The sequence below is a fragment of the Rubritalea spongiae genome (assembly GCF_042652385.1).
Lineage (GTDB): Bacteria > Verrucomicrobiota > Verrucomicrobiia > Verrucomicrobiales > Akkermansiaceae > Rubritalea > Rubritalea spongiae.
Genome location: NZ_JBHSJM010000001.1, coordinates 2937640 through 2953043, shown reverse-complemented (window position 1 = coordinate 2953043; position 15404 = coordinate 2937640). Strand labels below are relative to the sequence as shown.

General features: G+C 50.0%; 16 protein-coding genes and 1 pseudogene. 12 read left to right on the top strand and 5 right to left on the bottom strand.

The features are described from left to right. Positions 1–16 precede the first annotated feature (16 nt). Together ACFPK9_RS13040 and ACFPK9_RS13035 are read left to right on the top strand one after the other, a co-directional pair. The gene (locus ACFPK9_RS13040) at positions 17–835 is read left to right on the top strand and encodes an NTP transferase domain-containing protein (protein WP_377095345.1); all 819 of its coding nucleotides are present in this window, start codon (positions 17–19) and stop codon (positions 833–835) included. A gap of 32 nt (positions 836–867) precedes the next feature. After that, a complete protein-coding gene (locus ACFPK9_RS13035; RefSeq protein ID WP_377095344.1) occupies positions 868–1143 on the top strand; it encodes a hypothetical protein in 276 nt (91 codons plus the stop codon). On the opposite strand, the gene ACFPK9_RS13030 is transcribed toward ACFPK9_RS13035, so the two are convergent. Beyond that, complete coding sequence (locus ACFPK9_RS13030; protein WP_377095343.1) at positions 1140–1934, bottom strand: HAD family hydrolase; 795 nt, start codon at positions 1932–1934, stop codon at positions 1140–1142. The genes ACFPK9_RS13035 and ACFPK9_RS13030 overlap by 4 nt on opposite strands. A gap of 194 nt (positions 1935–2128) precedes the next feature. Continuing rightward, a complete protein-coding gene (gene rsmA / locus ACFPK9_RS13025) occupies positions 2129–3481 on the bottom strand; it encodes a 16S rRNA (adenine(1518)-N(6)/adenine(1519)-N(6))-dimethyltransferase RsmA (RefSeq protein WP_377095342.1) in 1353 nt (450 codons plus the stop codon). Between the two features lie 203 nt (positions 3482–3684). Between rsmA and ruvB the strand changes: the two genes are divergently transcribed. The 4 genes from ruvB to ACFPK9_RS13005 all read left to right on the top strand — a co-directional run bounded on the left by ruvB (position 3685) and on the right by ACFPK9_RS13005 (position 7285). Beyond that, positions 3685–4701: a Holliday junction branch migration DNA helicase RuvB gene (gene ruvB / locus ACFPK9_RS13020; protein ID WP_377095341.1), complete on the top strand. Its 1017-nt coding sequence runs from the start codon at positions 3685–3687 to the stop codon at positions 4699–4701. 222 nt (positions 4702–4923) lie between these two features. Next, positions 4924–5187 carry a 50S ribosomal protein L28 gene (gene rpmB / locus ACFPK9_RS13015; RefSeq protein WP_377095340.1) on the top strand — a complete coding sequence of 88 codons (264 nt, stop codon included), beginning with the start codon at positions 4924–4926 and terminating at the stop codon, positions 5185–5187. A 378-nt stretch (positions 5188–5565) separates the two neighbouring features. Further along, entirely contained in the window at positions 5566–6624 is a 1059-nt protein-coding gene (locus ACFPK9_RS13010) for a hypothetical protein (RefSeq protein ID WP_377095339.1), read from the top strand. A 28-nt stretch (positions 6625–6652) separates the two neighbouring features. Beyond that, a complete protein-coding gene (locus ACFPK9_RS13005) occupies positions 6653–7285 on the top strand; it encodes a PEP-CTERM sorting domain-containing protein (protein ID WP_377095338.1) in 633 nt (210 codons plus the stop codon). 293 nt (positions 7286–7578) lie between these two features. On the opposite strand, the pseudogene ACFPK9_RS13000 reads toward ACFPK9_RS13005, so the two are convergent. Together ACFPK9_RS13000 and ACFPK9_RS12995 are read right to left on the bottom strand one after the other, a co-directional pair. After that, a pseudogene (locus ACFPK9_RS13000) lies at positions 7579–7911 on the bottom strand (peroxiredoxin); the annotation flags it as partial. Between the two features lie 12 nt (positions 7912–7923). Then, a complete protein-coding gene (locus tag ACFPK9_RS12995) occupies positions 7924–8049 on the bottom strand; it encodes a hypothetical protein (RefSeq protein ID WP_377095337.1) in 126 nt (41 codons plus the stop codon). Between the two features lie 281 nt (positions 8050–8330). Here ACFPK9_RS12995 and ACFPK9_RS12990 point away from each other — a divergent pair, with 281 nt between their 5' ends. After that, on the top strand, positions 8331–8909 hold the full coding sequence (locus tag ACFPK9_RS12990; protein WP_377095336.1) for a CDP-alcohol phosphatidyltransferase family protein: 579 nt from the start codon (positions 8331–8333) through the stop codon (positions 8907–8909). Between the two features lie 34 nt (positions 8910–8943). Next, entirely contained in the window at positions 8944–10374 is a 1431-nt protein-coding gene (gene der / locus ACFPK9_RS12985; RefSeq protein ID WP_377095335.1) for a ribosome biogenesis GTPase Der, read from the top strand. Between the two features lie 253 nt (positions 10375–10627). On the opposite strand, the gene hpt is transcribed toward der, so the two are convergent. After that, entirely contained in the window at positions 10628–11152 is a 525-nt protein-coding gene (gene hpt / locus ACFPK9_RS12980) for a hypoxanthine phosphoribosyltransferase (protein ID WP_377095334.1), read from the bottom strand. 133 nt (positions 11153–11285) lie between these two features. Here hpt and ACFPK9_RS12975 point away from each other — a divergent pair, with 133 nt between their 5' ends. The 4 genes from ACFPK9_RS12975 to sufD all read left to right on the top strand — a co-directional run bounded on the left by ACFPK9_RS12975 (position 11286) and on the right by sufD (position 15379). Further along, positions 11286–11690 carry a Fur family transcriptional regulator gene (locus ACFPK9_RS12975; protein ID WP_377095333.1) on the top strand — a complete coding sequence of 135 codons (405 nt, stop codon included), beginning with the start codon at positions 11286–11288 and terminating at the stop codon, positions 11688–11690. A gap of 71 nt (positions 11691–11761) precedes the next feature. Next, positions 11762–12508 (top strand): Fe-S cluster assembly ATPase SufC, encoded by a 747-nt coding sequence (sufC, locus tag ACFPK9_RS12970; RefSeq protein WP_377095332.1) that lies wholly within the window; start codon positions 11762–11764, stop codon positions 12506–12508. Positions 12509–12574: 66 nt separating this feature from the next. Then, complete coding sequence (sufB, locus tag ACFPK9_RS12965; protein WP_377095331.1) at positions 12575–14020, top strand: Fe-S cluster assembly protein SufB; 1446 nt, start codon at positions 12575–12577, stop codon at positions 14018–14020. Positions 14021–14089: 69 nt separating this feature from the next. Then, entirely contained in the window at positions 14090–15379 is a 1290-nt protein-coding gene (gene sufD / locus ACFPK9_RS12960; RefSeq protein WP_377095330.1) for a Fe-S cluster assembly protein SufD, read from the top strand. Positions 15380–15404: the final 25 nt, after the last annotated feature.

Below are 15404 nucleotides of genomic sequence, written 5' to 3'. Positions count from 1 at the left end.
GTCGCAGAACTCATGCATGCCAGCACCACTCTACGGACTTCTACTCGTCGGCGGAAAATCCACCCGCATGGGCCAAGACAAAGCCCAGCTCATCTACCGCGATGACACTCCTGAGTGGCAACGGCTCTACGCCCACCTAGAAGCTCTGACTGAGCAAGCCTTTCTCTGCCACCGCGCGGACCAAGATTTCGGCGTTCCAGCGATTATAGATCCAGCAGAAGGACCGCTTTGTGCCATTCATGCGGCGCAGCAAGCGCACCCTAATGCACGCTGGCTTGTCATCGCCTGCGACCTTCCCCTACTAGAAGGTGACACGCTTTCTCAACTCATCGAATCAGCAAACCCTGAAAAAGATGCCACCAGCTTCGCCAGTAACGTCGACCATCGCGCCGAGCCACTCTGCGCCATTTACGAACCAAGCTCGGCAGCCGCTATCTCCACCGCGGTGTCAGACGGCAAACGCTGTCCGCGCCACCTTCTTGAAGCTATCAACACAGCTCTTATTCCACTCGCCAAACCCTTTGCACTGAACAACGCCAATAGCCCAGCCGACACGCTTGAAATACGTAGTCATCTCACCCATTCCCGAGAAATGAAATCGATCACCATCCGCTACTTCGCTCAGCTCCGTGAACTCGCCAAATGCGATACCGAAGAAGTCACAACGGAATCAGTCACCCCATCTGGCCTCTACGAAGAACTCAAAAGCCGACACAACTTTCCCCACAAACAAAAGCAACTCATGGTCGCAATCAATGACGATTTTGCCGACTGGGCCACCCCTCTCAAACCAGGAGACGAAGTCGTCTTCATCCCCCCAGTTGCTGGCGGATAATATACCGCCAGCGCGACCACGCGATGCAAGCAATGACATTCGACTTCAAGGCCTTCGACACCAAAACCTCACCCCAAACCCAGGTAGGAACGACGCTCCGCCGACGTCCAGCTGCGCACCCGCCTTCGAACCACAAAGGCAACACCATTGCTTTCCAACACGCCTCGCCAACATCCATCCCAACTCCATCGCGACCACGCAATGCCACCAAGACTTTCGACCTTCAGACCTTCGACACTACTCCTACCATTCAAGTTATCCCTGAAAGCGCTCTCGAAATTTCCACGTATTTCACGGTGAGAAATTAGCCTAAAAAATGCGTCAACGCCTCGATCGACCCTAGGCTCCCGTGCGCCTTAGCTACATACCCTCCATGTCCACGCACATAATCAACCACCTCTTGTTGGGAATTCCCTACACAAGCAATCATCCCAGCCACATCGGGATGTAACTTATCGATATCATTGTGCCCGTCTCCTATCGCAAAAACATTCTCCACACCCACCCCACTGCGCTTAGCTAACTCTTTCAGCGAGGTTCCCTTATTATACCCATTATGCGTAAAACGCATGTAAATCGAATTATGCAGCACACCGATGAGGTTCGACATATGCCGATGCTCATTCACAAACTGTAAAATTTCCAAAGTTTCCTCCTCTGAACTAGCCACGATCCCCGCAGGATCGCCCTCCTCTTCCACCCATTGAGCTGCTGTAGCACTGGTCACATGCTCCTTCACTAACTCAATAAATTCTCCCGCCTCCTCAAAAAACAATTTCGTATCGCGCGCGTAGCGTTTATGCCAATCTTCCACCCGGTGCCACCTACCAAACTGATCTCCCGGCGTGTAAATTTCACGCTCTCTCGCCACTAAATAATCAGGAGCAAATGGAAATCTCCCCTCCTTAAAACCCTCTAGCATATACAGCAATGAACGCCCCGTATTTATTGCCCATAGCCACCCATCCTCCCGTAAAGATTCAATTTTCCGATAAAAACTAGGATCTAACACCACCTCCTTTTCATGCTCATAAAGTGTCCCATCAAAATCAAAAGATAAGATCCCTCGAACCTCCGCCGGATAATCAAGTGCTTTCACTGCGCCAAACTACCCACACAGCACGTAGCTGCAAACTGATTTCGTCAAAGAAATCGACACTTTGCCAATGAAACACACACAGACCATTCACCTAAAACAACATTGCGTGCGCCTATCTCCATAAAAACACGCAAAACTCGGTCCATTCTTAATAGGAATGAACCGTAGCAGCTCAGAACCGTTAAGCAAGTTACCTAACCTTGCGCACCAGCCATTTTCTCCTCAAACACCTTCCAACATTCAATAAACCCTGGAGCAAAATCTTCTGGGCGAAGCGCAACCCACTCGCGTACTTGCTCCAGCGTGAACCACTCGGCAGCGTAAACCTCGCTACATGGATAACGTAGAGCCCCGTCATGCCGCGCTAAATAAAGCCCAATAAATTCCCAGCCCGTTTTCTCGCTTGGCGACAACTTCGCAATTTCCTGCGTATCACACTCTTCGATGCCCAATTCCTCAGACAACTCTCGCACGACACAGCTCTCGTAATCCTCGCCCGCATCCAAATGCCCAGCCGCGCTGCTATCCCACTTACTCGGGAAATGATCCTTCAAGCTAGAACGCTTCTGCAGCAGCAACTCCTTGCGCTTATTAAATACAAAAACATGCACAGCACGATGCAGTAAACCCTCAGCATGCACTACGCCGCGCTTCTCTTGCCGCTGCACCACATCTCCCTCATCCACCACATCAAAGAGCTCATCAGCATTCTGTGGAATATCTTTCAGCGGATGATCATCATACAAACGCGTAATCTCAATCCAGTCCTCCAACGAAATTTCCTCAGCGCGCGCTGTTTCTTTCAACCCCAACAATGGCGCCACCTCAGCCCACTCACGCGTATCCGGAAGCTGCTTCTTGATCTGTTTCCTGCGTTGAGAAAACCCGCGGCGGATCAATTCATCAAAAAGACGCGCATCGTAATTTGGCAACTCACTCTCAGGCTTCGGCACACACACCATCACCGTAGAATCAATCTTCGGCGGAGGTGTAAATGCCTCGGGCGGAACCAGCATCACCGGCTCACTCACCCACTCACTCTGCATCCGCAGCGATAGCACACCATAGTCCTTCGTCCGTGGCACCGCCACGATTCTATCAATAAATTCCTTCTGCAGCATCAGCACCGCCCGCGAAATCATCGTCGGACGCTTCATAAAATTGCGCATGATCGCACCGCCTGCAGAATACGGTAAATTGCCAAGTAACTTAATCGGCCCATACTTAAAAAGCTGACGCATATCAAAGCGCGCCGCATCGTGATGGAACACCTCCACATCGTCACGGTCCTTATAGGTTTCTTTTTGGTACTCCGCCAAACGCGAATCAAACTCTACCAAAATCACCTTCTTCACCCGCCCGACCAGATGCACCGTAAGCGCACCAGTTCCCGGCCCACATTCCACCACGACATCATTCTCGCTAGGGTGCAACTGATCCACAATCCCACGCGCCACCACTGGATCACATAAGAAATTTTGTCCAAGCTGACGCGACGGTGTCACACCTGCCGCATTGAGAACCTTTTTGATATCGCCAATCTCCATACCCCACCTTCTAGCGAAGAACACCACACAAGCAATCTCAATTCCATCCTCAACTACTCCATCGCGACCACGCGATGCAAACCACGACCTTCAACCTTAAGACCCTCGACCCCATGCCCGACCAAAAGCCCCTTCCCCACTTATTCAGTTGCCAGTTTCATACCTCCGGTTATCTCTAAACAAACACCACTTCTCACATCTCAATGTCCGACTCCTACTTCGAGCAAACGTCCAGCGCACCTGACACCCAAGAAGATATTTCTCTCCGTCCACCCGCATTCAGCGAATTCCACGGACAAGAAAAAATCAAAGAACGTCTCATGCTCATGGTCGAAGCCGCAAAACAGCGCGATGACGTCCTCGAACACGTTCTCCTCTCTGGCCCTCCCGGCCTTGGTAAAACCACCCTAGCTAATATTATCGCAGGAGCCGCCGGCACCCAGCTCCACACCACCTCAGGCCCTCAGATCGAAAAAGCTGGTGACCTCGCAGGCGTCCTAACCAATGTCCAAAAAGGAGACATCCTCTTTATTGATGAAATCCATCGCCTCCACCCAGCCGTAGAAGAATACCTCTACCCAGCCATGGAAGACTTCAGGCTCGATATCATTATTGACTCAGGCCCATCCGCACGCTCTATCCAACTCAACCTACCCAAGTTCACTCTCGTCGGCGCCACCACCCGCGCCGGCATGCTCACCTCCCCACTCCGCTCGCGCTTCGGACTCGTAAACCGGCTCGATTACTACTCGCGCGAAGAACTCGCAGTCATTCTCATCCGCTCTGCAAACCTACTCAAAATCTCCATTCAGCCCGACGGCGCTGCCGAAATAGCCGCCCGCTCCCGCGGCACCCCTCGTATCGCCAACAACCTCCTACGCTGGGTCCGCGACTTCGCCCAAGTCCGAGGAAACGGCATCATCGATGCCGAAACCGCCCACAACGCCCTCGCCATGATCGAGATCGACAACGACGGACTCGATGAAATGGACGTCCGCATCCTCGAAGCCATGATCTATAAATTCAATGGCGGCCCCGTTGGCTTATCCTCCGTCGCCGTAGCGGTCGGAGAAGACGCCTCTACACTAGAAGAAGTCCACGAGCCCTTCCTCATTATGCAAGGATTCGTAAAACGCACCCCACGCGGCCGTGTCGCCCTCCCCGCCGCGTACAAAAAAATCGGCGCACCACTCACCAAGCCAGCAGACGAACTCTTCTAGAAAAATAATCGACGCGACCACGCGCCGCAAACTCTGCCATTGATCTCCTGACTTTCGACAGCATGAAAAATGTGCAAGGTTCTTAGTTGTGCAGAGTGTCGAAGGTCGTAAGGTCAAGGGTCAGATCAGCAAACTCTGTTGAGTTTGTTATTTAGACAATAAATTCCTTGACCTACCACCTCGTCAGTGTTTATCTCCGCGCCCACAACAAATTTCAAGATTATGGCAAAAGTATGTAGCATCCGCGGATCTAAAGTACGTGTAGGTCGCAAGATCCACCGTTCTGGTCTCGCTAAGAAAAAAGGCGGTATCGGTCGTCACGTGACCAAGACTGTGAAACGCACTGTATCCCCTAACCTTCAGACTAAGCGCATCTTTGTTCCTGAACTCGACCGCTACGTACGCATCAAGCTTACAGCAAAAGCGATCAAGACTATCAACAAAAACGGCGCTTACGTAACACTCAAGAAAGCTGGTCTCATCTAAGCGACCCGCTCTTCTTAGTACAAAGAAGATTTCTAAACGACGCATTCCGAGAGGTTTGCGTCGTTTTTTTTGTCCCAATACTTCTACCATAATGCACATCCCTATTCAAAGACTACAAGAGCCCCCTTGCTTCTCGCAATTGGATTAAAAATCTACCTGATGCATACCCCCAAATAAAAATCTGTACATCAGCCATCCATCTACAACAAATCGACGCACTCTCTCAGTTACTTTTTCTAGCATAAAATCATTACATTTAACTCAATTTAAATTATTTTAATGCTACTTCTTTCTTGTCATGAGCTATTTAATTTCTGTACCTTTCGCTATCTAAAATAATTTCGACCTCCCGTTTCAAAAAATCTCACCACATTCACTATGAAGAAATCATTCCAACTGGGGGGCGTCGCAGCTCTCACACTCCTAGGTTCTCTTGCGACAAGTCAGGCCCAAACAGCCACCACCGATCCAGTGGGTTATGTGACAATTACGATTAATGGACATAACAATGAAGTTTCACAGGGCCTCACAATCGCTAGCTTATCTTTAGTTGGAAGCACCGAATATAGTAGTAACGTGTCTTCATTCGCAACTGGGTCAAATAATACTTTAACAGACACCTCAGCAACATTTGCGGCTGGAGAATTTCTTAATTCTGGAGAAATTAGTCATTATATAGAAATTACAAGCGGTGAGCATTCCGGTACAATCACGTGGATTACTGGTTCACCGGGGGGCTCTAGCCTATACACACTAGACGACCTATCTCACATAGCGCCTAACAGTTCATATTCCATTAAAACTGCTCACACTGTGGCTAGCCTCTTCGGCTCCCCAAGCGTTTTGGCTGGAAGTAGTTCACAAGCAAATGCTGACGAAATTCTAATCCTCAATGCCTCCACAGGAGTTTATACTTCGTTCTGGTATAAAAATGCTGGATTAGGAGGAACTGGTTGGCAATCTACAGATAGCAACATTCTGAATCCTGAAAGTTATGCTCTATTCCCGACCGATGGTCTTTTAATTTTAAGAAAACAAGCTGACGACACTAGCATAACATTAACAGGAGCGGTAAAACAGGATGAAACTAATGTTCTCATAGAAGGATCCGGCTACAACCTTCTCTCAACACTCATTCCGATCGAACAACTCACTCCTGCCAACTGTGGACTATACACTGAAGACTCAACTACAGGTCTGGCAGCTTCATCCAGCCTAGCAAATGCTGATGAAATTGTCATATATAACCCTACAACTAAATCATTCACAAGTTTTTGGTACAAAGACGCTGGACTAGGTGGAACTGGCTGGCAATCAACCGATAGCTCAATTATAGATGTAGCCAACTATCAATTCCCTTCAAACTCAGCTCTACTTGTTTACAGAAAACAACCTGATGCATTTACTTGGAACATGCCTTCTGTGACTACAAACTAACCCCCCCCCTAATTAATATATTAATATAATGAAACGTATACCTCTCACATATACAGTCGCCCTTTTCACAACCTCTGTAACGATTGCTAACGCATCGGTTACTGTAACAGCTCAAGCTATTACCAATAACGGGTTAGCTGACTCCACAGGGGCAGATTTAGCGGAAGATTCTCTAATCAGAATAGGAAGTTTTCAAAGCTTTTCAAATGCTGAAATAATCACGAAGTCTTTGATAGAGTTGGAAGCCGACTTTATCGAATTTGGATCAGGAGTGACTGGTACTGGATTTGCAGAAGGGTATGGCGCTCATTTTGACATCTCGATTACCGGAGTCGACTCGGATGCTCTCGGTATAAATGGTGACAGTATTTATGTTTGGGCGTTCAATGGAGAAACTACCAACACATCCTCAGAGCATGCTATTTTCGAATTTACTGAAACATTTCCGAACAACTCAGATATACCCCCATCACAATCAGTAAGCCTTGAAACTGGCGGCTCTTTCAATACTGTTATTGGAGTATTAGACGCTGGAAATACTTCAAATGCAGGCATAGGCCCTTTGTATCTTACACAAGCAATCACAGCAGTCCCTGAACCATCCAGCACAGCGCTCCTCGGTCTTGGTTCTGTAGCTTTTCTTCTTCGCCGTCGTCGCTAAGCCAATCGCAAACGAGAACGACTCAAACATATTTCACAAAGCTCCACGCGCTCACCCCGCATGGAGCTTTTTTTATTCCACCCTTGAGCGCCTTAGAACCAACAATTCAGGCAGGAACGATTATCCCTAATCGTCCGGTTGTGCACCGATCTTAAAACCGCAGAGCTTACACCTCTGGTTTAAAAACACGCCATACCCACCTCTACCCATTAAGCTATCAAAGAACTCTATCAGCTGGACGATTAGGGATAATCGTCCCTGCCTAGCTGAATGGAGGCAATACCTGTGATGGACTACCTCAACACCTCAAGCAATTGCTCAAAGTGCTTCGCTGGCTTTACCTTCTCTAGAATCGCTTCAAGCTTGCCCTCTGCATCGATCACAAAAGTACTGCGCTCCGTCCCCATATATTTTTTCCCATACATCTGCTTCTCCACCCACACGCCATAAGCCTCAACAATTGCTTTATCCTCATCACTTATCAGCGGATAAGGCAGCTCTTGTTTTTCAATGAATTTCACATGGCTCTTGATCGGATCAATGCTAACACCGAACACCTGCGCCCTGCCCTCGAGCTGACTCCAGTCATCACGCATCGCACAAGCTTGCGTCGTACACCCCGGCGTGTTGTCCTTTGGTTAAAACACCAACACCACTCGCTGCCCTTTAAAATCTGCAAGAGAGATTTCTGTCTCCTCCTCATACTGTCCGCCAATCACTGAAGCGGTAAACTCTGGCGCTGCTTTTCCAATTTCTGGTTTCATGCCTAAAGCTCTAACCCATCCCAAATAAAGCATCAACCCTAAGTCGCCACGATGCACCTCCATGACACTCGACCTTCAAACCCTAGGCACCCCCCAGAACCTAATCTCCCACCCATCCCTACCAGCCAAATGGCCGAAGGCATCTCCATTTCGAAACTTTAGCCTATTTCGCGGTACAGCCTCTATTTCCTATTTTCCAATTGTCAGCCTCGCATTCATTCGTGCAATTCGTCTGATCCGTGGTAAAAAATTCAAGCACCCATCTTCCTTTCCACCATTTCGTGAATCCCGCCAACGCCATCACCTTATTTCGCTTTGCCTTGATTCCTGTATTCGGAGTCCTTGCTGTGATGTATGGCCGTAGCATCGAAACTGGAACGCCTGACGAAACCTTGCGTTACGCCGCTCTCGTCACCTTCATCCTTGCCGCTGCCAGCGATGGCATAGACGGCTACATCGCTCGAAAATACAACCTCACCAGCAAGCTCGGCGCTGTACTCGACGCCCTAGCCGATAAAGTCCTCATGCTCACTGGACTCATCACACTTTCCTTTATCGCATGGGGCGAAAGCGACTGGATCATTCCCTCGTGGTACATCATCATGGTCGTCGCCCGCGATGTCAGCATCGGCATTGGCTGCGCGATGATCCTCTCACTCGGAATTAAAATCCAAGTCAAACCACACTGGACCGGCAAAGCCACCACTATCGCCCAGCTATTTACATTAGGCTGGGTCATGCTAAAGGTAGTACCTCTCTCACCGCTGTACCCAACTATCATTGCCGCGGTATTGACACTTTGGTCCTCATGGGCATACAGCCTCAACTGCATCCGCCAAGTCAACGAGCTTCGCAACTAGTTGACCATTCAAATTTAACATTCACTCTGAACACTTGAAAGCTCCAATCATCGCCATAGTCGGCCGGCCCAATGTCGGTAAATCAGCGATCTTTAACCGACTCGCCGAGCGCCGTATTGCCATCGTGCACGATGAACCTGGTGTCACGCGCGACCGCATTTCGGCTCCTTGTAAAATGACCGACCACGCCTGCGAAATCATCGACACCGGTGGCATCGGCATGGAACTCGACGATGGCTTCCACGATCAAGTCACCATCGAGGCCGACATCGCCATGAGCAGCGCTGACATGATTCTCTTTGTTGTCGATGCCCGTGCCGGTCTCACCCCTACAGACGAAGCTCTCGCACAAAAACTCCGCCGTGCGAAATCCCCCGTATTTCTCATCCTCAATAAAGCCGACCACGCCGAACAAGAGCTCATGGCCGGTGACTTCGCCCGCCTCGGACTAGGCTCTGGTGTTGCAATTTCCGCAGCTCATGGCCGCGGCTTTGGCGAGCTCGCCGAACTAATGGACGACACCCTCGGCAAAATCATCGAAGAACGCAGCGAAGAAGAGGAAGAAATTCAAGAAGTCGTCGAACGCGAAGGCCTTAAGATCGCCATCGTCGGCAAGCCAAACGCTGGCAAGTCCTCACTCATCAATGCCATTCTCAAAGACGAACGCACCATCGTTTCCGACATCGCCGGCACCACCCGCGATGCCATCGACATCCCATACACATGGGGAGAAGAAAAGCACACACTCATCGACACAGCAGGCCTGCGACAGCGTCAAAAAATGGATACCTCGGTCGAAGTCTTCTCAGCCATGCGTACCGAGAAATCGATCCGCCGCGCCGATATCTGCCTGCTGGTTATCGATCTTGATGCAGGCATTTCTTCCATGGACCGTAAGATCGCGAAAATGGTCAAAGAAGAACGCAAGCCCTGCCTCATCATTCTCAACAAATGGGACCTCTTTGAACCGGGGGGATCTCGCCAAGCACGACTCGAAAAAGCCAAGGAACTCATCAATCACGAGCTCTTCTTCCTCTCATGGGCGCCCTACGCCTGTGTCTCCGCAAAAGAAGGCCAACACATTTCCCAAATTTTCAACCAGATCTCCCGCATCCGTGACGCGGCGCGTAACCCGATCACAACTGGGCGCCTCAACCGCTTGCTCAATGATGCGATGGACATCAAACCACCATCACAGCATAAAAAATACAAAAAGCGCGTCAAACTCATGTATGCAACTGCTGTAGTGAACGACAAGTACACCGCGATCCCCGTTCCGCAGTTCATTCTCTTCGTCAACGATAAGCGCCTCATGCACGAGCACTACGAACAATACCTAGCCAACCGCATCCGCGAACAACACGATGTTCTTGGCGTACCTATCGTTTTCTCCATCCGCTCACGCAACGCCTCCAAAGGCGGCGGTGCCAAAGGCGGCCACGGCGACCTAGGCCCCGTCGAATAGAGCAATCTTATCCTCCGCGACCACGCGATACATTCGATGACCTACGACTTGAGTCCCTTAGACACATCGCACATCCCAAAAACCTAATCTCACACCCCACCTCAGTGACGTCGCTCCGCCGACGTCCAGCAGCGCCCCCGTCTTCGAACCATAAAGGCAACATCATTGATTTCCAACACAGCCTAGCCCGCTCCATTCCATTAAGCCACCGAGGTCTCCCCTCATCTAGACACCACGTAGCGGCATCCCTATTCTACTGCTTCATCACGCCCACATAGGGCAAATTCCTATACTTTCCTTGAAAGTCTAGCCCATAGCCGATGACAAATTCATCTTCGATATCGAAGGCTCTGTAATCTGCTTCACACGTCACCGACCGCTCTTTCTTTTTGTTCAGCAGCACACACCCCTTCACCTCGCTCGCTCCCAATTCTCTCAGGGAATCAACCACTGCTCGCATCGTCAACCCTGTGTCTAAGATATCATCCATCACCAACACCTTCTTGCCTGCAACCTCTGGCAATTTTGCATCAAGAAACTTCACCTTGCCGCTGCTTTTAATATCTCCATGGTAACTCGCCACATTGATACACTCAACCGTCATCTTCACCGGCAAGCGTCGACACATGTCTGCGGCAAAAACTAAGGCTCCCTTTAACAAAATCACCACAACTAATTCATCGTCGGCAAATTCCAAAAGAATCTTCTGCGCCACCACATCCAACCTTTGGCGAATCTCTTCTTCTGTAATCAAAATCTTCTCAACGTCTCGATGCATCACTAATTTCTACGAAGATAATTTGATTTTGGAACTTCAAAGTTTCATTAGAATTCCTTATACTTATTTAGACTTAGAATTATTCTAAATAAGACTTGATTGGTGAAATTCCCAAGCCTAGCTTCCCCGCGCCATGAAAACTGATGTCGACACACTCAATATTCCCGGCTTGCGCATGACTAAACAGCGCAAGGAAGTGTATCGCGTACTTATGGAAAATCGCGATCATCCAACCGCAGCAGAAGTCTACGAGCGCGTGAAACAGAGCACTCCTGGCATCTCCCTTGCTACGGTCTACAATTGCCTCGAAACACTCGTCGAACACAATGCCGTGCGACAAGTCAACTTCGAGCGCGAGTCCTCACGCTATTGTCCGAACCTCAACGAACACGGCCACTTCCACGACGAGTCCACTGGCAGCATCCTCGATGTCCAATTCAAAAAAGGCGTCAAGCTCAGCGACTTCCTCGAACTCCCCGAAGGAGCACAAGTCAATAACCTCGACATCACCCTTCGCGGCACCATCCCCCACAACTAAAGCTTTCTGCGGCACCCACCGCGACAAAACTAACTTAACACATAAACGTAAAACATAACACTAGTAAGACCATGTCTATCATCATCAAAGACCTTCACGCTAAGATCGGCGACACCGAGATTCTCAAGGGCCTCAACCTCGAAATCCCTAAAGGTGAAGTCCACGCCATCATGGGCCCGAACGGTGCTGGTAAATCCACACTTTCCAAAATCATCGCAGGTCACGAAGACTACGAAGTAACATCAGGTTCCATCGAGATGGATGGTGAAGACGTTCTTGAAATGGAAGTCGATGAGCGCTCACGCGCAGGCATCTTCCTCGCATTCCAGTACCCAATGGAAATCCCAGGTGTTTCCAATGCGAACTTTATCCGCGCTGCTCTTTCCTCTCGCCTCCCAGAAGGTCAAGAAATCGATGCCGTTGCTTACTACAAAGATCTCTACGCAAAAATGGACTCCCTCAACATGGATCGCAAGTTCACTGGACGTGCAGTCAACGAAGGATTCTCCGGTGGTGAGAAAAAGCGCAACGAGATCCTCCAGATGATGATGCTCGACCCTAAATACGCAATCCTCGATGAAACTGACTCAGGCCTCGACATCGATGCCCTCAAGATCGTTTCCGAAGGCGTCAACATGCTCCGCAGCCCAGAGCGAGGTTTCCTCGTCATCACCCACTACCAGCGTCTCCTGAACTACATCAAACCAGACGTAGTTCACGTGCTAGCTGATGGCCAAATCGTTAAAACTGGCGGCCCAGAACTCGCTCTTGAGCTCGAAGAAAAAGGTTACGACCACCTTCAGCCTGCAGCAGTCTAATTAAATGACAGGGACGTCCACACGTCCATTCACCCCGAACACTTCAACCCTAACTCAACGAAGTATATGGAAATTTCAGATTCTACAATTTCTCCTGACATCGATCAGGACACTCAAGACGCGATCGCAGTAGACCGCGCTAAGGGGGACTTCCGTTTCCCGGAAAATCACAAATTCGATGCCGGTTACGGACTCAATAAAGAGACCATCGACTACATCTCAAAGGTCAAAAAAGAAAAAGACTGGATCCGCGAGTTCCGCCACAAGGCACTCGACGTATTTGAATCCAAGCCAATGCCTACCAACTGGGCAACTGACGACCTCAACAACATCGATTTTGATGCCATCCGCTACTACCTCTCTGACGGTGAGCGCCCAAAACGTAGCTGGGACGATGTGCCTGACGACGTAAAAGAAACCTTTGAACGTCTCGGCATCCCAGAACAAGAACGCGCCTTCCTCGCAGGTGTAGAAGCCCAGTTCGACTCCGAAGCTGCGTACTCCAACGTCAAAGAAGAGCTTTCAAAAGAAGGCGTCATTTTTGTGAACTCCACAGAAGGTCTCCGCGAGCACGAAGAAATCTTCCGCCCGTGGTTCGGCAAAGTCATCCCTACTGGTGACAACAAATTCTCAGCTCTCAACTCCGCAGTATTCTCTGGTGGCTCCTTCATCTACATTCCGAAAGGGGTAAAGCTCAAGCAACCACTACAAGCATATTTCCGTATCAACTCCGAAAACTTCGGCCAGTTCGAGCGCACGCTCATCATCGCTGACGAAGGCTCCGAAGTAATGTACATGGAAGGCTGTACTGCACCTCAGTTCGAGACATCTACCCTCCACTCTGCAGTAGTTGAACTCGTCGCCATGAAGGGCGCAAAGATCCAGTACGTCACCGTCCAGAACTGGTCATCCAACGTCTTCAACCTCGTCACCAAGCGTGGCATGGCCCACGAAGATGCTGAGATCCGCTGGATCGACTGTAACATCGGTTCCCGCCTCACCATGAAGTACCCAGGTGTGGTCATGAAAGGTGAACGTGCGCGTGGCGAAGTGATCTCCATTGCTCTGGCGAACAACGGCCAGCACCAAGACACAGGTGCAAAAATGATCCACGCAGCAAACAACACCACATCCAATGTTGTCTCTAAGTCGATCTCTGTCGGTGAAGGGGTCTCCACTTACCGAGGCCAAGTGCACATTCCGAAACACCTCAAAGGCTGTAAAAACAACACTGAGTGTGACGCCTTGCTAATCAACACCAACTCACGTACCGACACTTACCCAGCTATCACTGTTCGAGGTAACCAACACGTGACACAGCACGAGGCCTCCGTTTCTCAGGTTTCCGAAGACATGCTTTTCTACATGCAGCAACGTGGACTCAACGAAGGTCAAGCCATGTCACTCGCTGTGAACGGCTTCGTAAACGACCTCGTCCGCGAATTCCCTATGGAATACTCCGTTGAACTCAAACGCCTCATCGACCTCGAAATGGAAGGCTCCGTCGGCTAATTATAGGCAGGAACGCTTATCCCTAAGCATCCGAAACTAACCTTGATTCAATAATCAAAAACTTTTGTAATGACTACAACTTTAGAATTACCAAGCATTACCGCTGAACAGCCAACAACTCTCGAAGGCGCACCTCAGTGGTTTGTTGATGCACAATCAGCAGCTTGGCAAACATACCTCGACACACCGGCCCCATCCCGCAAGGACGAAAACTGGCGTTTCGGTGAACTCAAGCAACTCAGCTTCGAAGGCTACACACCTGCAGCATTTGCAGACTCCGAAGACATCGACGTCCAAATATCAGGTCTCGACGAGACATCCGCACAGTTCATCTTCGCAAACGACTCACTCGTCCACGCAGAAGCAGAACTGCCTGAAGGCGTGATCTGTCTCCCTCTCGAAGACGCACTCCAGCAGCACGCTAAACTCGTTGAAAAATACTTCATGCAGGGTGACACCAAGCTTGGTTCCACTAAGTACGCCGCCCTCCACAAAGCACACCTTTCCAACGGACTCTTCGTATTCGTCCCGAAAGGCGTCGAAGTTGAAAAGCCGATCGAAGTCTACCACATCGTCGCTGGTGACAAATGCGCAATCTTCCCGCACACACTCATCATCACTGAAGATAATGCAAAGGTAACTGTCGTCGACTACTTCAAAAACGCTGGCGACACCTCAGGTCTTGTCATCGCCATGAACGACCTCATCGCAGGAAAAGGCTCCCAGCTGAATTACTCAGCAATCCAGGACCTCAACCTCAACTCCAAGATTGTCCAAATCAATAACACTGAAGTCGAGCGCGATGCCAATGCAAAGGCATTCACACTCAACGTCGGCGCGTCTTGGGCTCGTAACGAATCCCTCTCCAAACTTAATGGCGAAGGGGCGAACTCTGACATGCTCTCGATTAACCTGCCATCTGGTGAGCAAAAGTACGACCAACGTACTTTCCAACACCACGCAGCACCGCACACCAACAGCGACCTCCTCTACAAGAACACTCTCTTCGGCAAAGCCAAGACAGTCTTCTCAGGACTCATCGCAGTCGACGAAGGTGCACACTACACGGATGCGTACCAGACCTGCCGTAACTTGCTCATGGACGACACCACCGAAGCAAACTCCATGCCTGGTCTCCAGATCAATGCCGACCAAGTGAAGTGCTCTCACGGTTCTACCGCGGCAGCCATCAGTGACGAAGAAATCTTCTACCTCCAAGCGCGTGGCATCCACCCGAAACAAGCTCGCCAGCTCATCGCTCGCGGGTTCTCAGTGGAAGTCATTGAACGCCTTAAAAACGACGCTCTCGAAGCTCTCGTGCTCAGCTACGTAGATACGAAATTCGCAAGCGTCGTGTAATTCGGCCTCGATTATACTCACTCCT